At 58.4% G+C, this 25107-nt stretch carries 18 protein-coding genes, 1 tRNA gene and 1 pseudogene; 7 read left to right on the top strand and 13 right to left on the bottom strand.

Annotation, left to right across the window (positions count from 1 at the left end; genetic code table 11):
• Nucleotides 1-47: 47 nt before the first annotated feature.
• The 12 genes and pseudogenes from nusA to PREDE_RS00305 all read right to left on the bottom strand — a co-directional run bounded on the left by nusA (nt 48) and on the right by PREDE_RS00305 (nt 11138).
• Nucleotides 48-1322, bottom strand: a complete 1275-nt coding sequence (gene nusA / locus PREDE_RS00350; protein ID WP_005845686.1) for a transcription termination factor NusA — start codon at nt 1320-1322, stop codon at nt 48-50.
• 3 nt (nt 1323-1325) lie between these two features.
• Nucleotides 1326-1793: a ribosome assembly cofactor RimP gene (rimP, locus tag PREDE_RS00345; protein ID WP_005845684.1), complete on the bottom strand. Its 468-nt coding sequence runs from the start codon at nt 1791-1793 to the stop codon at nt 1326-1328.
• Between the two features lie 576 nt (nt 1794-2369).
• Nucleotides 2370-3374, bottom strand: coding sequence for a DUF6261 family protein (locus PREDE_RS00340; protein ID WP_005845682.1), 1005 nt, complete (start codon nt 3372-3374; stop codon nt 2370-2372).
• A 466-nt stretch (nt 3375-3840) separates the two neighbouring features.
• Nucleotides 3841-4038, bottom strand: a complete 198-nt coding sequence (locus tag PREDE_RS14215; protein ID WP_005845678.1) for a DUF6169 family protein — start codon at nt 4036-4038, stop codon at nt 3841-3843.
• A complete protein-coding gene (locus tag PREDE_RS14210; RefSeq protein WP_235777495.1) occupies nt 3998-4234 on the bottom strand; it encodes a hypothetical protein in 237 nt (78 codons plus the stop codon). Before PREDE_RS14210 ends, PREDE_RS14215 begins: the two co-directional genes overlap by 41 nt.
• Nucleotides 4235-4251: 17 nt before the next feature.
• Nucleotides 4252-4395, bottom strand: a complete 144-nt coding sequence (locus PREDE_RS14010) for a hypothetical protein (RefSeq protein ID WP_005845676.1) — start codon at nt 4393-4395, stop codon at nt 4252-4254.
• A gap of 155 nt (nt 4396-4550) precedes the next feature.
• Nucleotides 4551-7526 (bottom strand): fimbrillin family protein, encoded by a 2976-nt coding sequence (locus PREDE_RS00325; RefSeq protein ID WP_015298320.1) that lies wholly within the window; start codon nt 7524-7526, stop codon nt 4551-4553.
• A 213-nt stretch (nt 7527-7739) separates the two neighbouring features.
• Entirely contained in the window at nt 7740-7994 is a 255-nt protein-coding gene (locus PREDE_RS00320) for a hypothetical protein (RefSeq protein ID WP_015298319.1), read from the bottom strand.
• A 485-nt stretch (nt 7995-8479) separates the two neighbouring features.
• Complete coding sequence (locus tag PREDE_RS00315; RefSeq protein WP_005845670.1) at nt 8480-8689, bottom strand: hypothetical protein; 210 nt, start codon at nt 8687-8689, stop codon at nt 8480-8482.
• 4 nt (nt 8690-8693) lie between these two features.
• Nucleotides 8694-9188: pseudogene (locus PREDE_RS13355) on the bottom strand (DUF3990 domain-containing protein).
• Complete coding sequence (locus PREDE_RS13350) at nt 9185-9442, bottom strand: DUF3791 domain-containing protein (RefSeq protein ID WP_015298318.1); 258 nt, start codon at nt 9440-9442, stop codon at nt 9185-9187. The pseudogene PREDE_RS13355 and the gene PREDE_RS13350 overlap by 4 nt, the downstream one beginning before the upstream one ends.
• Nucleotides 9443-9470: 28 nt before the next feature.
• Nucleotides 9471-11138 carry a S41 family peptidase gene (locus PREDE_RS00305; protein ID WP_407635994.1) on the bottom strand — a complete coding sequence of 556 codons (1668 nt, stop codon included), beginning with the start codon at nt 11136-11138 and terminating at the stop codon, nt 9471-9473.
• A 163-nt stretch (nt 11139-11301) separates the two neighbouring features.
• Between PREDE_RS00305 and PREDE_RS00300 the strand changes: the two genes are divergently transcribed.
• The 4 genes from PREDE_RS00300 (at nt 11302) to PREDE_RS00285 (ending at nt 17152) form a co-directional block, all read left to right on the top strand.
• Nucleotides 11302-11375: transfer RNA gene (locus PREDE_RS00300), tRNA-Asn, on the top strand.
• 190 nt (nt 11376-11565) lie between these two features.
• Nucleotides 11566-14052 carry a hypothetical protein gene (locus tag PREDE_RS00295; RefSeq protein WP_005845660.1) on the top strand — a complete coding sequence of 829 codons (2487 nt, stop codon included), beginning with the start codon at nt 11566-11568 and terminating at the stop codon, nt 14050-14052.
• Nucleotides 14053-14080: 28 nt separating this feature from the next.
• A complete protein-coding gene (locus PREDE_RS00290) occupies nt 14081-14284 on the top strand; it encodes a hypothetical protein (protein ID WP_005845658.1) in 204 nt (67 codons plus the stop codon).
• 177 nt (nt 14285-14461) lie between these two features.
• Nucleotides 14462-17152: a glycoside hydrolase family 2 protein gene (locus PREDE_RS00285; RefSeq protein ID WP_044126859.1), complete on the top strand. Its 2691-nt coding sequence runs from the start codon at nt 14462-14464 to the stop codon at nt 17150-17152.
• Between the two features lie 446 nt (nt 17153-17598).
• Here PREDE_RS00285 and PREDE_RS00280 read toward each other — a convergent pair whose 3' ends face one another.
• Nucleotides 17599-18045, bottom strand: coding sequence for a cupin domain-containing protein (locus PREDE_RS00280; RefSeq protein WP_005845652.1), 447 nt, complete (start codon nt 18043-18045; stop codon nt 17599-17601).
• 236 nt (nt 18046-18281) lie between these two features.
• Here PREDE_RS00280 and PREDE_RS00275 point away from each other — a divergent pair, with 236 nt between their 5' ends.
• The 3 genes from PREDE_RS00275 (at nt 18282) to PREDE_RS00265 (ending at nt 25099) form a co-directional block, all read left to right on the top strand.
• Complete coding sequence (locus PREDE_RS00275; RefSeq protein ID WP_005845649.1) at nt 18282-18629, top strand: winged helix-turn-helix transcriptional regulator; 348 nt, start codon at nt 18282-18284, stop codon at nt 18627-18629.
• Nucleotides 18630-18954: 325 nt separating this feature from the next.
• Complete coding sequence (locus PREDE_RS00270; RefSeq protein WP_005845646.1) at nt 18955-21771, top strand: substrate-binding domain-containing protein; 2817 nt, start codon at nt 18955-18957, stop codon at nt 21769-21771.
• A gap of 211 nt (nt 21772-21982) precedes the next feature.
• The gene (locus tag PREDE_RS00265; protein ID WP_005845644.1) at nt 21983-25099 is read left to right on the top strand and encodes a SusC/RagA family TonB-linked outer membrane protein; all 3117 of its coding nucleotides are present in this window, start codon (nt 21983-21985) and stop codon (nt 25097-25099) included.
• Nucleotides 25100-25107 lie beyond the last annotated feature (8 nt).

Here is a 25107-nt window from a genome sequence, read left to right as displayed (position 1 = left end):
TTTTCCCTTTTACTCTTTTACCCTTTTCTTCTTACGCTTTCGCTGATTTAGCTCTCAAACTCGCGGCGCAGCACGTCGAGCACGTGGTCCACGGTCTCCTCTTCGAGGTCGGCTTTCTCCACGAGCATCTCACGGGGGGCGTTGAGCACGGCCTTGGCCGTGTCGAGACCAATGGACTTGATGGCGTCGATGATCCACTGGTCTATCTCGTCATTGAACTGCTCCAGGTACACGTCGTCCTCGTCCTGCGTCTGCTCATTGCCGTTCACCACGCGGTAAACGTCGATGGTATATTCGGTGAGCATGGAAGCCAGCTTGATGTTCAGGCCGCCGCGACCGATGGCCAGGCTCACCTCTTCGGGCTGCAGGTACACGTCGGCTTTCCTGTTCTCCTCGTCGAGGGTGATGCTGGAAATGGTGGCGGGGCTCAGCGCGCGCTGGATGAAGAGCTTGGTGTTGGCCGTCCAGTTGATGACGTCGATGTTCTCATTGCAGAGCTCACGCACGATACCGTGCACACGGCTGCCGCGCACACCCACGCAGGCGCCCACGGGATCGATGCGGTCGTCATAGCTCTCCACGGCCACCTTGGCCCGCTCGCCCGGCATGCGGGCTATCTTCTTGATGGCGATGAGACCGTCGGCAATCTCGGGCACCTCATGCTCAAGCAGACGCTCCAAGAACGTGGGGCTGGTGCGTGAAAGGATAATCTTGGGGTTGTTGTTCTCGTTGTCCACGCGCTCGATGACGGCCCGCACGGTCTCGCCCTTACGGTACTGGTCGGCAGGGATCTGCTCCGACTTGGGCAGAATCAGCTCGTTGTTCTCGTCGTCGACAAGCAACACCTCGCGCTTCCAAATCTGATAGACTTCGGCAGAAATCACCTGGCCCACGCGATCCTTGTACTTGTTGTAGAGCGAGTCGTGCTCCAACTCCAGGATTTTGCTGGCCAGCGTCTGGCGCAGGGTGAGGATGGCGCGGCGCCCGAACTTGGCGAAGTTCACGGGTTCGGACACTTCCTCACCCTCCTCGTAGTCGGATTCTATCTTCTGTGCGTCGGCCAGACTAATCTGTTTGTTCTCGTCTTCCACCTCGCCGTTGGCCACAACCACGCGGTTGCGGTAAATCTCGAAGTCGCCCTTGTCGGGGTTCACGATGACGTCGAAGTTCTCGTCACTGCCATATATCTTTGCAAGCACATTGCGGAAACTCTCCTCCAGCACGCTCACGAGTGTGGTGCGGTCGATGTTCTTCGTGTCCTTGAATTCGCGGAACGAGTCGATCATGCTCACTTGCCCGTCGTCTTTCTTTCTTGCTGCCATAGCTTATTTGAAACTGATTAAGTATTTAGTATATTTCACTTCGTCCATATTGAAGGCATGATCCACGTCCATCATCACGGGACGCTTCTTTCCTTCGAGCTTCACTTTCTCGTTGACAGACACCACGAAGTCGCGCCCGGCGACGCTCTTGAGCGTTCCGCGCACTTTCTTGCCGTCGGCGCCCAGCACCTCCACCGGCTCGCCGATGAAGTTGGCATACTGCTGTTCCACCTTGAAAGGCTGGCCCAGACCGGCCGACCCCACCTCGAGCTCATAGTCTTCCTGCTCTCGGTCGAGACGGTCCTCTATGTATTTGCTGAGCTCCACGCAGTCGTTGATGTAGACTCCATCGGCGTGGTCTATCTCCACCGTAATCTTGTCATCCGGGCTGACTGCCACATCGACCAGAAAATACTCCTTGCCTTCCAGCCACTCTTCCACCAGTTTTCTAACGACGTTCTTGTCTATCATAAGATGTTATTATAAAAAGAATGAGGAGCTCTCCCGGAGCCCCTCATTCCACTGAACGCTGCAAAGTTACGACTTTTATCCTGTTCCCACAACTGTTTACGCCTTTTTCTTCCAAAAAAGACACACACCTCCGTTATTTTTCAGACAGAACCAACCCCATTCCGCGCCGGTCTTTTAGACAGAACAACATATTTGAACATATAGCTGCGCAGTGAATGTGCACAGGAGTTCAGTGTGGTTTTGGCGTGCAGGGCGGCACGGAGGCCGCCCCCCCCTACGCTAAAACCCAATGTCGCACTCTCGCGCAGCATCTGAGAAATCCGTGCAATCTGTGAGAAAAACGCCCCGCATGGAATCGGCGTGCTCCTTTCCATCGCGCAGCTATATGTCCAATATGTTGTTATGTCTAAAACCCCACTGCGCAGCTATATGTTCAATATGTTGTTATGTCTAAAACCCCACTGCGCAGCCATATACTCAATATCTTGTTCTGTCTAAAAGAATCGCGGGCCGTGTCTCACGACACAGTCCGCGTAAAAAAGAGATATTATAAAAACATGATATATTGAGTATATCCTATTTCACGCCGCCCGGCTTCCCTGCCCCGGCCAGATAGTCCACCTTGGACAAGTGGTCGCCGTCGATCTTCACCCAGACGAACTTGTCGGGGTTGCCGTCCACGTAGAGCAGGTAGAGCTTCGTGCCGTCCGGCAGCTCGCCCGTGTGACCGGCATACGCCAGCGAGCCGGCAGCCAGCCCCTGAGCTGTCTCGAAAGTCGGGATGAGCAGAGACAGCTGCTTCTTGACCGAAGACTTGCCGGAGCCCTTGCCTGTTCCAGAACCTTTCGAGCCCTTGCCGGAACCCGTACCTTTGCCGGAACCTTTTCCCGAGGGCAGCACCTGCTCCTTGAAACGCTTGATCTGCTCGTTCACGTAGGTGATGAACACGAAGTAATCGCCCGCGCCCTCTATCTCGGCATGCGCGTTGACGCGACGCACGAGCGAGAGGTAGGCCTCATCCGTCTTCGCACGCGAGGCTTTCAGGGCCCCAAGCGTCAGCCCCGACTGCTCCGTGTCGCGCCCCGAGAGCGACGTGCGGACCGTCTCGTTGGCCGCTTTCATCCCGTCAACGAAAGGTTTCAGCCCGAGAGCCGCCACCTGCGGGGCCAGACGACCCTGAAGGTCCTCCACGAGGTTGGTCAGCAGGCCCGTCTCGCGGTCGAGCTGCATCTTCGGCTCGATGCCATGGTCCGTCATGTGCTGCCACAGCGTGTCCGCCGCCGTCTTCTGCGCCCCCGCGGGGAACGAGCGGAAGCTCCGCACGCCGTTGCGGTAGCCGCGGTAGTAGGCATCGCGCTGGCGGTCGGCCTCGGCAATCGTGTCGCTCAACGAGCTCTTGCGGCTCAGCATCAGGTCCTCGTTCTCCTGCGCAAGGGCCGACACCAGCGCGTCGGTCTGCGACTTGGCCTTGCCATACACAGCCTCGTCGACCTTCGCCTTCTCGGCCACGTTGCTCATGAAGTTGTAGTGCGCACCGTTGTTGATGCCTGCCAGTCTGATAGTTACAATTTCTTCAGTCATAGTTTTTTGGTCTTAAGGGTTAAAAAATATTTTGTGTCGTTTTCCCGTGGGAGAAACGCCCAATCCGTTGTCTTGGACGAATCGACGGCCGTCAACGCTCACTTCCCGTTGTCTTGGACAAATTTCCCACGGGAAATGTTCACTTCCCGTTTTTTATGGGTTGACAAAGACAACGGATAACAACTCATAACAACAGCAATACCGCGGCGCAGCGTTGTTTTCGGTTGTTGTTCGTTGTCTTTCATCAAATCCTATGCGATTGGGCGTTGTCTTTCAATTCCCCATGCGCCGCACAACGTAGGGACACACGCCCCTGTGTGTCCGCAACATCGTCGGAGGAGTGAACACTTCGGGAATGAACCACACACGACGGAAAACAAAAATCCTGGCAAACGGTGGAAAACAACCGTCCCACGCTCCATTCAAGGGCGTGGGACGGAAGAGAAAATGATATTGTCGGCTTGCGTTACTCTGGCTTGCTCTGGAAGAACCCTACAAACTGCTCAAAGTCGTGGATGATTTGCTCAAGCTGCGGATTGTTCCGCTGGACGATGACAGCGGCATAGTTGTCCACACCCTCTGCCGTTATCTTTGATACTTTGATTACGAACTTGCCGCGATGCTCATATTCCTCGAACCAGCGCAGGAACAGGCGGTCGCGCATGGCTTGGCGGTTGTCGCCCGTTCTCGTTCACAATGCCGAACTCATAGGCTCCGTGCTGCCAAATGGTCTGGTCGTCAATGAATCCGATGCGGTATTGCACACCGTAAGCCGTCTTGAAACCATAGGCCTGCTTGCCTACGGGCCATACGGAATAGGGTGTACGCACGTTCAAGCGATTCAGGTCGAGCGCTTTCATCGTTGTGCAGACCTTAGTTAGGCATTGGTTGTCCTTAACTTGGCGAGTTCCTCAAACTCGCGCTCCGTCTTCTCCACCCACTCGCGCTTGCGCTGCATCATCTTGCGCAGGGCCTCGGCTGCTTCCTCACGATTGCGGTATTTCACAGTTTCGTATGCCATGTATTTTTGCTTTTGATGATTCCGTAGGCAAAGATACTATCTTTCAATCATACTTCCAAATCTGCGCCGCGGATTTTCGTTTCCGTCGTGTGTGTCAGTATGTCAAAGAGCGGGGGGGGATGGCCGAGCGTCCGGGCCGGCCGTCAGCCCATGCGTCATTCATCCTTAATGGGATGAACCGGGAGGCCGTTCGCACATTGGCCGGCATTTCCGGGATACACCACATCATGAGAATAACTCATGGCCATGCCCCGAGGCACAAGCCAACCAGTATTGGCTCTATAATTAGACGCCGTCCAGCTGTAGCCATAGTCTTTCACATGGTGCAGCGTGCCGTCGTAATGGTATCGGGTGCCGGTTGCCGGGAAGAATACGGTCTTGTCGGGATTGGAGAGCTTGTTGTAGAAGTGCCATCCCACGTCCCATCCGCCTTTGACGTTGTAATCGGCCGGGTCAGTCACCATATGGCCCTTGCGGCTGAAGCCGTTATGGGCACCGGATGGGGGTACCTTGAAGCCGACAGGGCTGGGATCATAGATGGTCTTGATGACTTGGTGGTTGGAAATGCCCTCTCCCCGCTTGTTTGACCAGAGATTGAGATATATCCTGGAATACCAATTTTGCTCCACCATGAAGAAATCCTGGATATTATGAAATTCCAAAAACTGCTCGGGATGACCGATGGCATAACCGAGGGGAAGGTCGCTGGAGAGGGTAAAGACAGGGTTGGCACCGTCGCTCACCTCTTCTACACCCGGGAAGGCATCCTTGCGGCCCCACTGGTAGAGCGTGGAGGAGGGTACCCGGTCTCTGCCGGCATCCTGCGTAATCGTGATGTCGCTCGTCTGTTTGTTGCCGGTCTGGCCCACTTCCTGCTCCACCCGGGCCTTGACGGAGCGGGGCTGCTTGTAGGTGGTTTCCAGCCATTGGCGCCAGGCAAAGCCGACGGGATGCTTGGAAAATGTATAAATGATGTTGTTATAGTTGGTTACCGGAATGGGATCCAATGCGTCGTCGTAATCGAACCACAGATGCCAGCTCCACAAAACCTGCCCCGAGGCGTTTTTAATGCCAACGACGGCATTGCCGTTCTTGATCTTGTCGGCGGGCACGTGGAAGTTGAGCCAGGAGTTCTGGCCGCTGCCCGTCACCTGAAGGCTGGCGGCCTCCACGATGCCGCTCTGGTCGCTCCAGACGATGTAGGCCTGCGTGGCGGGGTCGGCGGCGTTCTGCACGTTGATGTAGGGCGAGGTGATGGGGGCATCGTTATGGACCGTGAAATGATGTAATATGAGGTCCCATTCCTCCCAATACGGTTCATCCACTAATTTCCCCACATATGGATTCCAAACTTTTCTCGTTTTGTACTGTGACCGCTGCATGTAGGGACTTTCAGAGCAAGTGTACGCCCCTGTGTTGTTTGCCCCGTTCTTGATGGCATTGCCATAGACCAATGGTATCTTGTACCAGCCCGGGGCGGAGATGAGATACGAGTTGGCCGTGTTCTGCTGCGCCGTGGGGTTGCCCTTGAAGTCGTGCATGGACAGGTCGTAAGGGGCGCCCGAAGTGCCTCTCGATGTGGCTGTCTGAAACTTCTGGTTGTAGACGGCAAGGGAGTCGATGATGTCGGTTGTCCTGACGGTGGCCGTTCCGCTCTCCACGCTCATGGCCGTGGTGCTGCCGTCGCCCTCGGTCTTGCTCAGGCCGGTGAGCCAGGCGGGCTTCTCGCTTATGGCGAAAGTGCCGTCGCCGTCGGCATCGTAGCCCACGATCTTCCACTTCACAGGCTGCTGCACGTGGCTGACGGGGTCCTCGCGGTAGCTCAGGATGGTGTAGTCACCGGTCGTGGCGATGTTGTAGGCCACGGCGGCGGGGCTGGTGGTGGTGAGCTGGTAGTCCCATGTGGACGTATTCTGCGAGAGGGCGTAGGTCTTTGTCGTGCCGGGCTTCCACCTGCCGGTGAGTTCTACCTCGATGGGCGTGGAACTGTCAGCAAAAGTTATCTTCACTTTCACGCCTTTGCCGGTGAGTTCCTGCGGAATCATGTAGAACGTGTAGTTGTCGTTGTTGTTGACACCCGTGATGAGTTGGTTCACGGCCTTTTGGGTGCTTACGTTCACGGTGCCGTCGCCGCCGAGGGTGAAGGTGGCCGTGGAGGCATCGAGGCTGCTCCAGGTACCGGTGCTCGTGCCGTTGGTGGGCAGGACGTAGCGGCCCTTGTTCTTGGCCCCGATGATTTCCACCTTGGTGATGGTCTTGCTGTACGACAGGTTCTGGCCCACCTTGAAGCGCACGGCCGTCAGGGCGTGGCGGAAACGGAGGTCGGTCCGCGGGGCCACGTTCGGCGTGTCGTAATGCACGAGGCCCGAGCAGGCGGTCATGAGGTCTTTCTGGTTCTTCACGTCGGGCTCCACCTCGAAGTCCACGTAGGGTGTGCCGGCGTAGGTGTCGGGCGAGATTTTGAGCCTGGTGTAGCTTGAGGCCTCACGCGGGGCTATGGCAAAGAACTTGCCGAAAGGCTGGGCGGCCCACCAATAGATCGTGTTCACGAGTGTGCCGTCGGGGTTGGTGTCCTTGTCGTGGAACCACGGTGTGTTGCTGATGCTGGTTGCTGATGTACCGCGGTAGCCGATGGTGGTAAAGTGCCCCAAAGTGGTCATCGTGGTGATGTTGGCGCGGGTCGCAGCATCGGTGTCTTCCTTGCCTGTGGTCGCCGCCGTGCGGGCTGTCATCGTGCGGTTGTCCTGTCGCATGGGATTGACGCCGGGCGTGGTGGTCTCGATGAGGCAGAGGTCGGTGCCGGCGGCTCCCTGCACGGAGAGCCTCTGTGTGGTGAGGTCCTCGGGTGTGAGGTTCATCATGCCCAGCTGCTCGCTGAACGCCGCGCGCGTCACGGGCATGCCCGGCATGGTCTTGGCGGCGGCCTTTTGTGCATCGTTCTGCGCCTCGCTCACGTTGAAGCTTACGGCGGCTCCCTTGTCGCCTCCATTCTTGTCATTGTCTTTGCCCAAATCCTCGTTGGCGCACGAGCCGAGGAAGAGCCCGCCGAAAACTGCGAGCACCGCAAGGCACACACTCATGAACGCCGCCCTGCGGGCCCTGCGCTCCAAATATTCCTTGAATCTTATCATGGTTGTTGCTTGTTGTTTAATCGTTGTCTACTTGTCAGCTTGCTTGCTGACTCACTTGCTTGTTTTCTTAATGGTCTGCTTGTCTTAAGAGTGGCTCCGTTCCTGCTTCTCCTTTCCTCCGCGTCTCTGCGTGGGAGCTACACGAGTATGGCTCACGCAGAGGCGCAGAGGAAAGGAGGGATCGCGACAGCACCTTTTACTCTTTTACTTTTATCACTCTTCCCACGCGTCCCAGACGGTGGACTTTTTGGCTCCGGAGATTTCCGTGTCGTCGTCATCCTCCACTGGGCCCTCGATGCTGACGCTGCCTTTGTTGCCTACGGGGCCTCCACCACCAGGCTGAACTGCCGGACTGCCGGCAAGGATGGTGTTTTCGTTCTCCACGGCGACGACCTCGCAGTTGGGGCAGACATAGGGTTGCCTGTGCTTGTCTTGCTCTTTTTTTGTTTTCATGTTTATACGCTTCATTTTAGTTTGGATTTAACTTGCTTTTTGAGTGCTTAAAAGCTGCTTATTTCCCTTTTCGTCCGGCTGCGAAAAGGGCACGAAAAGTGGAGCAAAGGAAACTCCGGGGAGTCCTTTGCCTATTGGGGTTGCGCGTGGTTCGCCTCGCGCGCGTACGCGTAAGTGTTTTAGAGAGAGGTTACGCCAGTGGCTTGAGAGAGAGAGAGAGAGAGAGAGAGAGTAGCAAATTATTTGGAACTACCAAACAATTCGACGAAAAATTTGCAGGAAAATTCATCTTTCCCTGTGCTACGCACATCCCTTTATTATTGTTGGAGAAATGCTGCGGACGCTGATGTCTCTCTATGATGTTCAATACCAAAAACTTGGATTCGGGTGCAAAGATAGCGATAAAAACAGAACTACGCAAGAGAAATGGCAATTATTGCGCGCTATTCATGCCCAACTGTCCCCGAAAAGCTGTTACATGGCAAAATCGAACGACATGGTTATGGCTGCTGCGAGGCCAGTTCTCGCAAGAAACTATCCAGCACATATCGGTCGCCCATCAGTTGCAGACCACTGTCCGGATTGTCCAACAAGGCAAATGTCTCCGAGTTATAGAACATATCCATGGCCCTTTCCACAGACACGTCGAGTTCTTCGGCTGCCAACTGGATAATCCGGGCTGTCTTTCTCCACAATACTTGGTCTCTCATGGCTCTATATCTTTACTTCTTCAATCCCCGCAAAAAGCAAGCAGTGGTCGATGGCAGATTGTCTGTTAATGCACATTTGATGAGTAGGTCTGGCAAACTGCAACTGTCCCAACGCCTGTTCGGCTGTGATGCAGCCCACATAATAGTCCTCAACGGTGTCGATAACCTGATCGTTGGCCACGCCGCCCTCAACCACATCATAATCTTTCCATGGCTGTTCTCCACACCGACTGGCCACGATAAAATCGAGTCAAACCTGGTTGTAATCAGGAAGACACAGATGCCGGAAAGAGTTTTTGACAAAGGCTTTTTCGTCCCATTCGTAAATGCTGAGCACCGGATGGGCACTGTGACGAACCACACAAACTCGCCTGGCCCAGCGTTCTGCCTGTTCTTTCAGCCGGGTAAGATAAAAGCCGGGGCCGAAATCAAGTGCCGGACAGCCCACCTGAACCAGCGGTTTGTCCACCGCAACGCTGGAACCATGATACAAAATCATATAGCTTCCTCCTTTTCTTCTGATTCCCAGTTCTTCAGTGCCTCCGTGACATTCCACACCACACCGTCGATACTCTCTGCATGCAGTATGTCGTAACAATCGAAGAGCAGCCTCCGTACAAGCCCCAATCTTTGCAATCTGTTATAGACCACAGTCGGTGAAACTTGCAGCTTTGCAGCCGTAGCACCAATGGCAAGAACTGCAAACTGTAGTTTGCGACTTTCTTGAGCATGATTTTTCGCGGATGGAACCATATCTATTTCTCCTTATTATATAGAGTTGTCACTTCGCCTCTTCTTTCTGCGGCCGGAGCAGGGAGTGGTATTTGGCGGAGTCGAGGAGCAGGTCGAAGGCGGCCTTAACCTGCTTGTCGGTGCGCAAAGTGTTCTGAACGGCACCCCGCTGATAGTAGTAGGCGGCCACGATGTCGCCGGTGAGGAGCTCCTTGATACTCAATTTATTAAAGTCGAGATCCTTGGCCAGGTTGGGCTTCAGCTTCTTTTTCAAGGCCTCGAATTCGGGCTTGGCCTCCTCGTAATAGCCCTCGAAGCGAGCCACTTTTTCGAGGTTCTCGAGTGTCTTGTCGCTCATGGCGTCGTACTTGAAACTGCTGGCGAGCACACGTTGCTTGAAGTCTTCGTAGTCGGCGTCGCTCAACTCGAAGTCGGCCGCCGGTGCAATCGTGGGATGACGGGCAATGTAATCCACCACGTAATCATTGAGCACCTCGGCCGAATCGCGCACGCCGGCCAGGTAATAAGTGATGCTGGGCAGCGAGTCGGCCTTGACTTCCACGTCGGGTTCAATGCCTCCACCATCCTTGACCGGTCGGCCGCCGGCTGTGTAGAACGTCTTGGTGAGCGAGTCGGCCACCACCTCCGTAGAGCCGCCGTCGGCATGCTTGTAGTTGATTTTCTGGATGCAGCGGCCCGAAGGAATATAGTATTTGTTGGTGGTGAGCTTCATCTGGCCATTGTAGGGCAGGTCGATCATGGACTGCACGAGGCCCTTGCCGTAGGTCTTGGTGCCCATGACAACAGCCCGATCCATGTCTTGCAGGGCTCCGCTCGTTATCTCCGAGGCCGACGCCGAACTGCCGTTCACCAGCACCACCACCGGCAGCAACGTGTCCACCGGCTCCACCGCCGTGCGGTAGTCGCGGTTCACCCGCTGCAGCTTGCCTCGGTTCGACACCACCAGGCGACCCTTGGGCACAAAGCAATTCACGATGTTTACGGCCTCCTGCTCCGAGCCGCCGCCGTTGCCGCGCAGGTCGAACACGAGGCCGCGCATCCCTGCTTTCTTCATCTCGATGATGGCATTGCGCACCTCTTTGCCGCAGCCCTCGGTGAAACTGTTCAGGTTAAGATAACCCAGACCGTTGGACTGCACACCATAATAAGGTACGGAAGGCAGCTGAATCGACCGGCGCGTCACCTTGAACTTCATGTCGCGCTGGGTCGAGGGGCGGTGAATCCTCAGTTCAAACGTGGTTCCGGCGTCGCCACGCAGGTGGTCGCTCACGTAGGCATTGTCGCGCTTGGTCATATCTTCACCGTCTATACTCAGGATGACGTCGCCTTTCTTCAACCCCACTTCGGCGGCAGGCATATTCTCGTAAGGTTCGTCGATGCACACGCGTCCGAGCTTGAAGTTATAGCGTATCAGGGCCCCGATGCCCGCATACTTGCCCTGAAGCATCATCTTCAGGTCTTTCTGCTTGTCCTCGGGATAGTACACCGTGTAAGGATCCAGGCTCTGCAACATGGCATTGATGCCGTTGCCCACCACCTCGTCGGCATCGAGCGTGTCCACGTACATCATGTCGAGATTCTTATAAATCACGTTCAGCACGTCAAGATTCTTGGCCACCTTGAAGTCGTGGTCGCTCTGGGCCCAACCGCTCCATACGGCCATGCAGCAACAGGCAATTGCGAAAATCTTCTTCATTTCCATCTTTTTTATGGCTCTCGCCGTCGTCTTCACGGCTTGCAAAGGTATGGAATTTATGGCGACAGGCAAACTTTTTTCGGCTTATTTCATTTTTTTCTTCGATTTTGTTTGGAGGTTTCGGCGAAACTTTCTACCTTTGCAACCGCAAAACAAAAGCACTGCTTCAGTAGCTCAGTTGGTTAGAGCACCTGACTGTTAATCAGGGGGTCGTTGGTTCAAGCCCATCCTGAAGCGCACGCAAAAAGGAATTACTTCGGTGATTCCTTTTTTTTTTTTCCCACAAAAAAATGCCATCGTCTCAAAAAAAAAGTGTATTTTTTCCGCTTATTACCAAATCTTTTGCCTATCTTTGTGCCGTGAACGTTTCACGACTTGCAATTTGTCACCCTATCTTAAACACATATCAATAACCAAACAAGCGTTTATGAAACATTTTTCCGCACTATTCGCTTCGCTGTCCTTACTGGCCACAGTCGGAGCAAATGCACAGAACGGCGGTGCCTTCGCTGACGGCACCTACTATCTCTACGATGCCACGCATCAAGTGTTCCTCTCCCGCGGCGCTGCCTGGGGCACGGAGACCACGGCCGACAAGTATGGCATTCCCGTCAAGGCAACCTTTGCCAACGATGCCTACACCCTTTCGCCGACCGACTGGAACGGCAACGTCTACATCAATGACGGCGTGTACACCGACGGCGGCACCGCCGTAGCCTGGACGGCAACTTCCACCCAAGTGGCCAACGGCTTCATCTTCTCGGTCAACGGCAAGTACATGACCCACCGCACGGGCCCGCTCGGCGAGTACGTCACCAAGACCGACAATGTCGAAGAAGCCACCGTCTGGACCTTGAAGACCACCGAAGAGCGCAATGCCATGGTCAATGCGTACACGAACGCCAACTATGCCAACGTCATTGCCGCAGCAGACATGAGCAATGTCACGCCCGACAATTTCCTTGCAATCCTTGCTTCAAACTACGGTGCAACAACGGCCTACACCATCGCCCCGACGGACTATGGATTCTCCGCCAGACGGGACGGAAGCAAGGCTTCCAACGGTTCTCCCCGCGAGGTTTACCAAGGCACCGGCCGCTTCGCCTACACCATCGAGGGGGTTGCCAAAGGCCTTTACAAGGTGACCATCCCCGCTTTCTATCGCAACGGCAGCAATGCCTGGTGCGTGGCAAAGCATGCCGACATCACCATCAACTCCAATGCCTACATCGTGGCCAACGGCGAGCAGGCCCGTATCAAGGGCTGGGCCGAGGAGCGCGTGGCCGACAACAAGCCCAACAGCGTGTCAGAGGCCAATGCTGCCTTCGCTGACGGCAAGTATGCCAACGAGGTGTACTGCTACGTGGGCGACGACGGCAAGCTCGAACTGGCCGTAGACTTTCCCAACTTCATAGGAATGGGCTGGGGCATTTTCGGCACCACCACTGTGACACGCTACGCCGATGTCAAGACCATTTTCGACTTGTCGATGACCGAGGCACAGAACATTCTGAACGAAGCCACCTATGTCAACGTGTCGGGCAACGAGAGAACCAACCTGGAAAGTGCCGTCAACACCTACGCCAACATCACCTCCGGCTATGAGGCTGCCACCGCAAAGCTGCAAGAAGCCATCGATGCTTTCAAGCAGGCTGCCCCGGCTTACAATGACTGGGCCGCCCTCAAGCAAGACGTTCCCAGCCCGAATACCCTGCCGTATGCCGCAGCATCCAAGCTCGAAGCCATGACCACGGCTGTGATTGCACGGCCCGCCACCGCTGCAGAAGCAACGGCTGCCCGCACGGCTTTGCAGAAAGCCATCCGCGCCGCCTACGAGTCTCAGGGTAAGGCCGAGGGCGTGGCCAGCGCTTCACAGGTCTATGTTTACGACTTCACCGGCAAGAAAGCCGCTTTCCCCAACGTGGGCGAATGGACGGCCAGCCAAGGCGGAGGCAACCTGGGCGTGCTTAGCGCAGAGTCGTGGACCGACTCCGAGGGCAACCATGAATACGGTTACTTCGACTATTACAACGGCTCGGCCAACAACCAGCACGCCACCAAGACCCTCTCGCTGGAGGCTGGAAAATACCTGTTCACCGTGAAATCGCGTGCAGCGGCCAACATGAACACCCACCTCAGAGCCAATGGCGCTGACATGGAACTGCAGGAAATCGGCAACCAAGGCGGTGTGTTCGGCCGCGGCTGGAACGACTACTCTCTGGAGTTCACCACCTATGGCGGCGACGTGACACTGGAGTGGTACTGCGCCCAGGTGAACCATCAGAACGTGGCCGGCTGGGCCGGCTTCGGCGACGTGCGCCTGATGAAGCTGTCCGACCTGCAAACCACGGCCCTCAGCGTGACTGATGCCGGCATGGCCACCTACTGCGGCGAGAGCGATCTCGTGCTTGCACAGGATGCCCCCATCGCCGCCTACAAGGCTGCCGTGGCCGACAACACCGTAACACTGACCCGCATCTACAACGTGGCTGCCGGCGAGGGCGTGCTGCTGAGAAGTCTGGCCGGAGGCGCCGCCACGGCCAATGCCTACGTGGCCGACGGCCTGACCAAGAACAGCGACAATGCTTTCGTGGGCGTGACCGCCGAGACAGCCATTGCCTCTGACGCCACCACCACCTACTACGTGCTGGCCAACCAGAACAACAACACCGGCTTCTTCGCCGTGTCCACCGAGGGTACCACCGTGCGTGCCCACTCGGCCTACCTGCCCGTGAGCACACAGGCTGGCGCCAAAGTCCTGAACTTCGTCTTCGACGGCACCACCACAGGCGTGTCCCTCCTGCCTCAGAGCAAGGCCGACAACGACGCCACCTACAACCTTGCCGGCCAGCGCGTGGGCAAGAGCTACAAGGGTGTAGTCATCAAGAACGGCAAGAAGTATATCGTCAAGTAATCCATCAACCGTAAAAACAACAACGACAATGAAAAGAACATACGTAAAGCCCTGCACGCTCTACAAGGGCATGACAGAGCAAGAGTCCATCCTCGCAGCATCCGTCAACTTCTCTGAAGACAACTCCACGGGCAGCGCCCAGCTCGGCGGCGACACCTACACCGGCGGTGCCGGCGGCAATCTGTCCAAGCGCGGCTCCATCTGGGACGACGAGACCGAGGCCAACGACTGATGCTCCATGCCGGCCCCCACGGGTTCGGCTCCATCCACAGGGCGGGATTCCACACGGAATCCCGCCCTTTTTTGGTGCCCTCGCGGCGCGTTTACCGGCAAATCGTCCATCTTTATTCCGGCTTTGTCTATGGGCAGGATGGCGCGAAACCGTTATCTTTGCCCCAAAGCTACAGACATGAAACCATCCTTTCTCCTCATGCTGGCCCTGCTGTGGCCGAGCAGCCGTGCCGCGGCACAGCCCTCGGCCGACCTCAGCGGGCTCTGGCAGGTCACCACCGCCTTCAGCCCCACACCCCGCGAAGTGTGCCTGCCCACCACGCTCGACCAGGCCGGCATCGGCACCCCCACCACCCTGCAACCCCATCTGCGGCTGCCCGACGGCAGCGTGAACAAGGCCGTGATGCGCCACCTCACCCGCCGCGTGAGCTACATCGGCCCCGCCACCTACGAGCGCACCGTCGACGTGCCCCGGCAGATGGCCGGGCGACCGCTGCTGTTCGAGTTCGAGCGTGTGCTGTGGCTCAGCCGGCTCTACGTGGACGGGCACGAGGTCGGGCCGGCTCAAGAGAGCCTCTCCACGCCCCACGTGTTCAGCCTGCCACGGGGGCTCGCCGAGGGACGGCACCGGCTGCGCCTCGTCGTGGACAACCGCAAGCAGGTGGATCTCTCTTACGAAGACATGGCGCATGCCTATACTAACGAGACGCAGACCATGTGGAACGGCGTGCTGGGACGCATGCGCATGAGCGTGGCACCCCGCGTAACCGACGTGCAGGTCTACCCCGACGTGGAGCGGCGGCAGCTGCGCGTGGTGCTGGGCGGGCGGCCCGTGCGCCACCCCCGCTTCAGGCTCGACGGCCGGCTACGGCCCTACACCCGCCCGAACGACTCCACTTTCATCATCCCCGTCGGCCGCCCCAGGCTCTGGAATGAGTTTACACCTTATATATATAGGCTCACCGTGCAGGCCGACGGCTGGCAGCGCACGGTGCGTTTCGGCATGCGCCGGCTCGAGAGCAGCCACGGCCGGCTGCTGCTCAACGGCGAGCGCATCTTCCTGCGCGCCACGCTCGAGTGCTGCATCTTCCCTCTCACGGGCTGTCCGCCTACCACCGAGGAGGGCTGGCGCAGGGTGTTCGGCCGAGCCAAGGCGTGGGGACTTAACTCCCTGCGCTTCCATTCCTACTGCCCGCCGGAGGCTGCTTTCAGCGTGGCCGACGAAATGGGGTTCTACCTGCAGGTGGAGTTACCCAACTGGACACTCGACATCGGCTCCAATCCCAAGGCCGAAGCCTACTTCTACCGCGAGTTCGAGCGCATCTGGCGGGCCTACGGAAACCACCCGTCGTTCTGCTTCATGACGCCCGGCAACGAACTGCAACGCGACTTCAACTATCTGAACACGCTCTGCCGCCACATGAAGCAGGCCGACCCGCGCCACCTCTATGCCACCACCACCTTCACCTTTGAGAAAGGCCATGGCGGCCATCCCGAGCCCGAAGATCAGTTCTATGTGACCCAGTGGACCGACCGCGGGTGGGTGCGTGGACAGGGTGTGTTCGACGAGCAGCCGCCCTGCTTCCGCAGCGACTACGACTCCACAGCCGCCGGATGCGCCGTTCCCCTCATCAGCCACGAGATAGGACAGTACAGCGTCTACCCCAACCTGCGCGAGACCGACAAGTACACCGGCACCCTCGACGCCCTCAACTTCAAGGCCATCCGCCGCGACCTGGAGCAGAAAGGGCTGCTCCAACGTGCCGACGACTACACCCAGGCCAGCGGCCGGCTGGCCGTGAAGCTCTACAAGGAAGAGATAGAACGCGCACTGAAGACACGCGACTTCAGCGGCTACCAGCTGCTGGGACTGCAGGACTTCCCGGGCCAGGGCACGGCCCTGGTGGGGCTGGTCGACGCTTTCTGGGACAGCAAAGGGCTCTGCACAGAGCGTTACTTCCGCCAGTTCTGCGCCCCGGTGGTGCCGCTGGCCCGCTTCGACCGCGCCACCTGGAGCACCACGGAGACCTTCAGGGCCGACCTCGAGGTGGCCAACTACAGCCCGACCGACCTCACGGGGCACGCCTTGCGGTGGGCCGTCTGCCGCTCCGACGGCACCGTGCTGTCCCAAGGCCGCTTCGCCGCGCCCCCGCTGGGCAAGGGCCGGCTCAACGCCGTGGGCTCCATTGCCGTGCCCCTCGGCGCCATCGCCGATGCCGACCGGCTCACGCTGCGCGTCCGCATCGTGGGCACCGACTATGCCAACACCTGGGACTTCTGGGCCTACGCCCCCTGCGCCGACAGCCCCGGCATCGTCGTCACCACCAGCCCCGACGAGGCCATCCGCCGCGCCACGGCCGGCGAGCGCGTGCTGCTCCACCCCACGTGCAAGGAGCAGATGGAGGGATTGGAGGGCAAATTCCTGCCCGTGTTCTGGTCGCCCGTGCACTTTCCAAAGCAGGCCGGCACCATGGGACTGCTGCTTCGGCCCCGCCATCCGGCCCTGGCCCACTTCCCCACCGACCTCAACGCCGACTGGCAGTGGTGGAACATCGTGAAGCGTAGCCGCGTCATGGTGCTCGACTCGCTCGGCGGCGTGCAGCCGCTCATCGAGTCGGTGGACAACTTTGTCAGCAACCGCCACCTCGCCCTGCTCTTCGAGGCCCGGCTGGGACGGGGCGGCATCGTGGTGAGCAGCACCGAGCTCGATGCCGACTTGCCCGAGATGCGCCACCTGCGCTACAGCCTCACCGAGTACATGCGCTCGCCCGCTTTCGCCCCCCGGCAGACCGTCGACGCTACCCGGCTGCGCCGTCTCTTCGCAGCCACCGCCTCATCCGAAACCCATGCCACAAGCATCTATGAATAAGTCTGCCCTCCTCTCCTTGTCCCTCCCCCTGCTTCCCGCCACGACGACCGCTGATGGGCAGCCACGATAGCTTGAATTTTGAACAATAAATTTTGAATTTTGAATTCTGAATTTTGAATTAAACCATCTGTTCCTGCCATTCGCCATCATGGGTTTTACCGTAGGGGCCGGCCTCCGTGCCGGCCCCTACGTTTGGAACAAACGCCAAAACACATGGTGGGGACAGTGGGAACCCAACGCCCCGATGGGACGCAGGGGGCGGCGCAAAGGCCGGCCCCTACGGCAATACCCACACAAGCCCAAAAAGAAAACGGCGCAAAGGCGGAATGATGACGGCGTAAAGGCCATGCGATTACGCCGAAATCACCACGCCTTTACGCCGTAATCACCGCGCGATTACGCCGTAACGGCTACGCGATGAAGCGGTGGTCATTGGAGCTTGAGCCCTACCACTCCACCGGCTCGGACAGGATTTCACCGTCGGCGGCATCGTCGGCCGTGAACGTATTGCCCCAATACTGCACGCAAAGCATGAGCATAGGCTCGGTGCCCGTGTTGTGGACGGCACGCTTTCCTGCGGGAGCCACACGCACCACAGTGCCCTCTTCCACGGGAATCACCTGCCCGTCGACCTGATATTCGCCCCGGCCGCTAAGGAAGAAATAGAGCTCTTCGTGGTTCTTGTGGGTGTGGTAGAAGCCGCCTTCCTGCCCGGGCTGGAACACCTGGAACGAGAACTCGCCCCCCGTGGCCCCCACGGCCTGACCGCCAAATACCTTGCCTGGAATCTTCAGATCGCCCATGGATAGCACGTAATCACTCATCTCGTTCAGTCTTCCAAACGCTGCGGCACTGAAATGAGCGCCCTCAGCCACTTTCTTCATCTCTTTCATCTTGTTCGTTTTTTAATGTTTCTTTGTTGTTTACAGTGCAAAGATAAGCGAAAACAACACACGCTGCAAGAACGTACCAAGCAGTGGGATAGTTACCTAAAGGTTGGAAACAGGATGCCTACGGGCTTTGACGAAAAGGCGATTAACGTATATTAACACACCGTCAAGCCGCAGCTATGCTCTCTTTCGGAAACTAATGGTTATCTTTGCACGGTACATCCAACAGGAACAAAGCCATGCAACAGATTCCCAACAACGTTTACGACGCATGCCCCATCCGTCAAGTCATCAGCCGGTTTGGCGACAAATGGTCCATGCTGGTGCTCTCCACTCTCGACCAGAGCAGTTCGGGCGTGCTGCGCTACTCGGAGATTCAACGCCAAATCACCGACTGCTCCCAAAAGATGCTCTCGCAGACGCTGCGCCGTCTGGAGAGCAATCACCTGGTGAGCCGTACGGTGTATCCCGTGGTGCCGCCCAAGGTGGAGTATGCACTGACCGACGTGGGACGGTCGCTCATGCCCTGCATCAACAGCCTCATCGCCTGGGCGCAGGAAAATTTCAGCCGTGTCGTGACAGTTTGAGGGGAGGAGCTTTGCAGAGAAAGCTGGGAGACACGCGAATGTTTCTTGCACGCAGAGGCGCAGAGACTGGGAGAAACTGATCTTCTAAACACACTCGGCGACTCCGTGGGAGAGAAACAAAAGGGAGATTGCGCGCACGCAGAGGAGCAGAGACAGGGAGAAATAGCTTCTCCCCGTGTCCTCTGCGCCTCTGCATGAACCAAAAACAAGCCACCCTACACCCTATCAGCACCTCGGCGTGAGAAAGAAGAAAAAAGGGGAACGACGCGGGATGTATCAAAATAAATCCCTATCTTTGCCTGTAGAGCACCAATACCCATCCGCCATGACACAGCCCGACCCCATCCCCTACACCTTATTATATAAGCGGCGCCCTGTCTGCGGCAGACAGATGAAACGGCAGACGGGGCGGCTGCTCCTCTGCCTACTCGCGCTGCTGACCCTCTGCGGCTGCAACCGGCAGCGGCCCCGCAAATACGTCATCGGCGTGTCGCAGTGCAGTCAGGACGTGTGGCGCGACAAGCTGAACCGCGAGCTGAAAACCAGCGAATACTTCAACGACTCGCTGGAGGTGCGCCTGGCCTCGGCCAACGACGACAGCCGGCGGCAGATGGAACAGATCAAGCGGTTCGTTGACGAGGGCGTGGACCTGCTCGTCGTGGCCCCCAACCAGTACCGCTCCATCACCCCGGCCATCGAACGGGCCTACGACCGCGGCATCCCCGTCATTCTCTACGACCGCAAAACCAACTCCAACAAGTTCACTGCCTTTATCGGAGCCGACAACTATGGCATAGGAAAGGCCATGGGACAGTTCATTGTCCGGCAGCTCAAAGGCCGCGGCCGCGTGGTGGAGATACGCGGACTCGAGGGCTCCTCGCCCGCCGCAGAGCGGCACAAGGGCTTTGTGGACGCCATCAAGGCCTGGCCCGGCGTGCAGCTGGTGGCCTCGGAGGCGGGCAATTGGAAAGAAGAGAGCGCCATTCGGGCCATGGGCCGCATCCTGAAGAAGACGCGCGACTTCGACTATGTGTACGGACAGAACGACCGCATGGCCTGGGGAGCCTACGTGGCCCTGCGGCAGCACGGCATACGCCGGCCGGTGAAGTTCACGGGTGTGGACGGCCTGGCCACCGAGGGCGGCGGGCTGGAGCTGGTGCGCGATGGCGTGTTCGAGGCCACATCGTTCTATCCCACGCAGGGCGAGGCGGTGATTGCACTGGCCATGAAGATACTGCGCGGCCAGCCCTACAGCCGCGACAACCTACTGGAGACCACTGTCATCACCCGCGACAACGCTGAAATGATGCTGCGCGAGGCCCGCGAACTGGCCCGCCAGAACGACAACCTGGACATGCTGCACCGGCAGGTAGACCGCTACTTCACGCAGTACAACAACCAGAAAATCATCATCCTGCTCTTTGTAGGACTCATTGTTCTCATGGTGATTGTCGTGGTCAACATGTACCGGGCCAACATCACCAAGAAACGACTCAACCGACAACTGCGGCAGCGCAACGACGAACTGCAGCGGCTCTCCCGCGAGGTGGAAGACATGACACGCGGGCAACTGGCCTTCTTCACCAACGTGAGCCACGAGCTGCGCACGCCGCTCACGCTCATCCAGGGGCCCATAGAGCGGCTGCTGGAAGAGCTGCCACAGCCCGACGAACGCCGGCAGCTGCTGCAGACCGCACAGCGCAACGCCAACATCCTGCAACAGCTGGTGGACGAGATACTCGACTTCCGCAAGGTGCAGAACGGCAAAATGGAGCTCACGCTGTCGCGCTTCAGCCTCGGCGACTCGCTGGCCGACTGGTGCCGGGACTTCCGGGTGGCGGCCGGGCGCCGGCATATCAACCTGCAAATGGCCGACGAACTGACCGACGAAGGGGTTATCGTGGCCGACAAGGACAAGCTGGCGCACATCTATTTCAACCTGATGTCCAACGCCCTGAAGTACACTCCGGCCGGCGGCACCATCACCACCAGCGTGACCGACGAGGGCGACAGCTACGCTTTCAGGGTGAAAGACACCGGCATGGGCATCGGCACGGCCGACCTGCCCAACATCTTCAAGCGGTTTTACCAGGCCCAGGGGGCGGCGGGCGGCACGGGCATCGGGCTCGCCATCGTGCAGGCCTACGCCACGCTGCACCACGGCACGGTGACGGTGGAGAGCCAGACGGGCAGCGGCACCTGCTTCACCGTGACCCTGCCCAAGGTGCAACAGGGCCCCGTGGGCGAGGCAAGCAATGCCCCGCACACGGCCGCCCGACTGCAGGCATCGCCCTATGCCAACGACACGGTGAACGCCAGGCAGCACTTCGACGACGTGGTGGCCGCCGAGCAGAACGCCCAACCCGAGGTGCTCGTCATTGACGACAACGGCGACATGCGGGCCTACCTGCGCACCATTCTGAAAGAAAAGTACCACGTCACCGAGGCCGCCGACGGGCGGCAAGGGCTGGCCCTGGCCCGCAGGACGGTGCCCGATGTGGTGGTATGCGACGTGATGATGCCCGTGATGGACGGCATGGCTTTCACCTGCGCCCTGAAAGACGACACCGCCACCAGCCACATCCCCGTGATTCTGCTCACCGCCCGCAGCCTCGACGACCAGAAAGCCGAGGGCTACAGCCTCGGGGCCGACTCCTATCTCACCAAGCCTTTCCAGGCCAACGTGCTACTGGCCCGCATCGACAACCTGCTGCAAAACCGTGCACGGCTCTATGCCCTGTTCTCCACGGCCCGCAAGGACGGATCGGAAGACGGCACGGACGAGGCCGGCACAACGCCGACCGCGGCCCCCGCGACGGGCGACAAGGACCGGCGGTTTGTGGGGCGGCTGCGCAAGATTGTGCAGAGCCATCTGGCCGACGCCGACTTCAACGTGGAGCGTATCGGCGAGGAAATAGGGCTGAGCCGCGTGCAGCTCTACCGCAAGGTGAAAGCCCTTACGGGGCAGTCGCCCGTGGAACTGCTGCGCAGCGCACGGCTGCAGCGGGGCCGCCACCTGATAGAGACCACCGACATGACGGTGTCGGAGGTGGCCTACGACGTGGGCTTCACCTCGCCGTCATACTTCACCAAGTGCTTCAAGGACGAGTTCGGGCAGAACCCCAACGAGCTGCGCAGCTGACCGCGACCGAGCCCTGCGCCCTGTCATACCGCCACAACAAGCCATCGACGAGCCTCCCCAGCGGGAGGCTCGTTTGTTTCATTGCATGCCACAAATGATACATGAAACATTTTTTAGCAGGGATGAACGCTTTTTTAACCCGTTTGCCGTTGCCGCCGCCTACCTTTGCCGCATCTGAAACACCAAGTACTAACAATTTCAAAACAATCAGATGGAAAACCTAAGAAGATTTCTATTGAGCCTCGTGCTCATGTTGATCTGCGCCGCCGCGTGGGCGCAGGACATCTCTGTCAGCGGAACCGTTCTGGACCCACAGGGCGAGCCGGTCATCGGCGCCACCGTGATGCAGAAAGGAACGTCCAACGGAACCGTGACCGATCTGGACGGCAACTTCTCGTTCAAAGCCCCCCGAGGCAGTTCGATCGAGGTCACCTACATTGGCTACGAGCCGCAAATATTGCCCGCCGGAGCCGGTCTTCGGGTGGTGTTGAAAGAGACGGCCAGCGACCTGAACGAGGTGGTGGTGACGGGTTACCAGGTGCAACGCAAGGCCGACCTGACGGGAGCCGTGTCGGTGGTCAAGACCGACGCCGTGAAAACCTCGCCCGATGCCGATCCGATGAAAGCCCTGCAGGGCCGCGTGGCCGGTGTGACCATCACCAGTACGGGCTCGCCCAGCGGCACGTCGACGGTGCGCGTGCGCGGCATCGGCTCGTTCAACTCCTCGCAAGACCCGCTCTACATCGTGGATGGCGTGCCCATGACCACCGCCCTGAACACGCTCAACGCCAACGACATAGAGAGCATGCAGGTGCTGAAAGACGCCGCATCGGCCTCCATCTACGGCAGCCGCGCAGCCAACGGCGTGGTCATCATCACTACCAAGCAGGGCAAGAAAGGCGAGAAGATACGGGTGGACTTCACGGCCAATCTCACCGCACAGTTCTACACCGGCCAGTCGAAGATGAAGCTCCTCGACACCAAGGGCTACGCTACGGCCATGGCACAGGCCGCCCTGAACGACGGCATAGACCCCGTGGCCTATGCCAGCAACTACGGACTGAGCCTGAACGCCGCGCAAGGCGTGGGCATCAGGGTGTGGAATCCGGCCACAAAGCAGTATGTGAATTATACGGTGAATGGGCTCTACGACGGCTACATCAACAGCAAACGCACGATGGGATGCTCGGATACCGACTGGGTGGACGAGATTTCGCGCACGGGATTCTCGCGCAATTACAACGTCTCCGTGTCCAGTGCCACGGAGAAAGCAACCTCGATGTTCTCGCTGGGGTACAAGAAGAACGACGGCATACTGAAATATACCGACTTCCAGAGCTTCTCGGCCCGCCTGAACAACTCTTACCAAATCAACAAAATCGTAAGGCTGGGAGAGAACTTTACGCTGTCGTATAACAAGCAGGTGGACAGCGCGCCCATGGAAAACGCACTGAAAATGTCGCCTACCGTGCCTGTCTACGAGGTGGACGGAACCACCTTTGCCGGCCCCGTGGGCGGCATGAGCGACCGTCAGAACCCCATGCGCGAGCTCTACCACAACAAGGACAACCACCTGGATTACTGGAAACTCTTCGGCAATGCCTACGTGGACATCACGCCGACGAAGGGCCTTACGTTCCGTTCCAACTTCGGTATAGACTATACCACCTCGTTCATCAACGCCCTGACGCACACCTTTGCCTCGGACATTGTGAACAACAACATAGCCAAAACCGACCTGGGACAGACCAACAACAGCAACTACACCTGGTCCAACACGCTGAATTATCTGTTTGACGTGAAGAGCGCGCACCACTTCAACGTGCTGCTCGGCTCGGAAATCAACAAGCAGAGCTTCGTGGACTTCCATGCGCTCTCCGAGGGATACACGCTGGAGACCAAGGACTACATGTGGCCCAATGCCGCTACCGGCACCACCCACAACACGGGCGCCAAGGTGGGCTACCGCCTGGCCTCGTTATTTGGAAAGGTGGATTACAACTACAACGACCTGCTGCTGGCCTCGTTCACCCTACGCCACGACGGCAGTTCGCGCTTCGGCGAGAAGCACCGCTGGGGCAACTTCCCCGCCGCCACGCTGGGTTTCCGCATCTCGCAACTGCTGCACGAGAAATGGATGGACGACCTGAAGCTGCGCCTCTCCTGGGGTAAGACGGGCAACCAAGGCATTGACAACAACGCCCACTACGGACTCTACGTGGCCGACTACGGACTGGACCGCACCACGTCGACGGCCTACGACCTGCACCTGGCCGGCAGCGGCACCTTCCCCTCGGGCTACCGCGCCACGCAGACAGGCAACAATGACCTGAAGTGGGAGACCACCACGCAGTACAACATCGGTGTGGACTACACGCTCTTCGGCAACACCCTCTACGGCACGGTGGATGCCTACATCAAGAACATCACCGACATGCTCATCAATCCGGCCTACCTGGCCGTCATGGGCGAGGGCGGAAACAGGTGGTCCAACGGCCCCTCGCTCCGAGACTGGGGCATGGAATTTACCGTGGGCTACCGCAAGACGTGGGCCAACGGACTGGGCATAGACCTCAACGGAAACGTGGACTTCTTCCGCAACCGCGTGACCGAGCTGCCCACTTCGACCACCGGTTCCTACGCCCACACGACCAAACAGAACCTCGTGGAGGCCCGGAAACCCTATGGCTCCATCGTGGGCTACGTGGCCGACGGCCTGTTCCAGAGCCGAGAAGAGGTGCTGGCCTCCGGACAGCCCAACGCCCGTCTGGGTGGCCTGAAGTATGCCGACCTCGACGGCAACGGCAAGATTACCGAGGCAGACCAGACCTGGATTTTCAACCCTGTGCCCGCCTTTGCCTACGGTTTGAACGTGGCCGTGACCTATAAAGGCTTTGACCTGAACATGTTCTGGCAGGGCGTCGCCGACCAGGACGTGTACAACAACCAGAAATTCCAGACCGATTTCTGGAGCATCACCGACGCAGGCTCCAACAAGGGCAGCCGTCTGCTCGGTGCATGGACCACGGACAACACCGCCTCGACCATCCCGGCGCTGACCACCAACAACACGGCCGACGAGGGACGAGCCTCCAGCTACTATGTGGAGAACGGCTCCTACCTGAAGCTGCGCACACTCCAACTGGGCTACAGTCTGCCTGCAAAGCTCATCTCCAAGCTGCGCATGTCGAGCTTCCGCGCCTACATTGCCGGGCAAAACCTGCTGACTCTGAAGAGCAGCAGCCTGACCTGCTCGGATCCCGAGAACCCCAACTGGAACTATCCACTGGCTACTTCCGTGTCTTTCGGCATTCAAATTGGTTTCTAACAATCACT

This window comes from Prevotella dentalis DSM 3688 (assembly GCF_000242335.1).
Classification (GTDB): Bacteria; Bacteroidota; Bacteroidia; order Bacteroidales; family Bacteroidaceae; genus Prevotella; species Prevotella seregens.
The sequence above is the reverse complement of the archived record's forward strand: the minus strand, read 5'-3'. Positions and strand labels throughout refer to the sequence as shown.

Excerpts from the sequence above, each read along its gene's own strand:
- nusA (WP_005845686.1), bottom strand. The coding sequence starts at position 1,322 with ATGGCAGCAAGAAAGAAAGACGACGGGCAAGTGAGCATGATCGACTCG.
- rimP (WP_005845684.1), bottom strand. The coding sequence starts at position 1,793 with ATGATAGACAAGAACGTCGTTAGAAAACTGGTGGAAGAGTGGCTGGAA.
- PREDE_RS00340 (WP_005845682.1), bottom strand. The coding sequence starts at position 3,374 with ATGACTGAAGAAATTGTAACTATCAGACTGGCAGGCATCAACAACGGT.
- PREDE_RS14215 (WP_005845678.1), bottom strand. The coding sequence starts at position 4,038 with ATGCGCGACCGCCTGTTCCTGCGCTGGTTCGAGGAATATGAGCATCGC.
- PREDE_RS14210 (WP_235777495.1), bottom strand. The coding sequence starts at position 4,234 with ATGAAAGCGCTCGACCTGAATCGCTTGAACGTGCGTACACCCTATTCC.
- PREDE_RS14010 (WP_005845676.1), bottom strand. The coding sequence starts at position 4,395 with ATGGCATACGAAACTGTGAAATACCGCAATCGTGAGGAAGCAGCCGAG.
- PREDE_RS00325 (WP_015298320.1), bottom strand. The coding sequence starts at position 7,526 with ATGATAAGATTCAAGGAATATTTGGAGCGCAGGGCCCGCAGGGCGGCG.
- PREDE_RS00320 (WP_015298319.1), bottom strand. The coding sequence starts at position 7,994 with ATGAAGCGTATAAACATGAAAACAAAAAAAGAGCAAGACAAGCACAGG.
- PREDE_RS00315 (WP_005845670.1), bottom strand. The coding sequence starts at position 8,689 with ATGAGAGACCAAGTATTGTGGAGAAAGACAGCCCGGATTATCCAGTTG.
- PREDE_RS13350 (WP_015298318.1), bottom strand. The coding sequence starts at position 9,442 with ATGGTTCCATCCGCGAAAAATCATGCTCAAGAAAGTCGCAAACTACAG.
- PREDE_RS00305 (WP_407635994.1), bottom strand. The coding sequence starts at position 11,138 with ATGAAGAAGATTTTCGCAATTGCCTGTTGCTGCATGGCCGTATGGAGC.
- PREDE_RS00295 (WP_005845660.1), top strand. The coding sequence starts at position 11,566 with ATGAAACATTTTTCCGCACTATTCGCTTCGCTGTCCTTACTGGCCACA.
- PREDE_RS00290 (WP_005845658.1), top strand. The coding sequence starts at position 14,081 with ATGAAAAGAACATACGTAAAGCCCTGCACGCTCTACAAGGGCATGACA.
- PREDE_RS00285 (WP_044126859.1), top strand. The coding sequence starts at position 14,462 with ATGAAACCATCCTTTCTCCTCATGCTGGCCCTGCTGTGGCCGAGCAGC.
- PREDE_RS00280 (WP_005845652.1), bottom strand. The coding sequence starts at position 18,045 with ATGAAAGAGATGAAGAAAGTGGCTGAGGGCGCTCATTTCAGTGCCGCA.
- PREDE_RS00275 (WP_005845649.1), top strand. The coding sequence starts at position 18,282 with ATGCAACAGATTCCCAACAACGTTTACGACGCATGCCCCATCCGTCAA.
- PREDE_RS00270 (WP_005845646.1), top strand. The coding sequence starts at position 18,955 with ATGACACAGCCCGACCCCATCCCCTACACCTTATTATATAAGCGGCGC.
- PREDE_RS00265 (WP_005845644.1), top strand. The coding sequence starts at position 21,983 with ATGGAAAACCTAAGAAGATTTCTATTGAGCCTCGTGCTCATGTTGATC.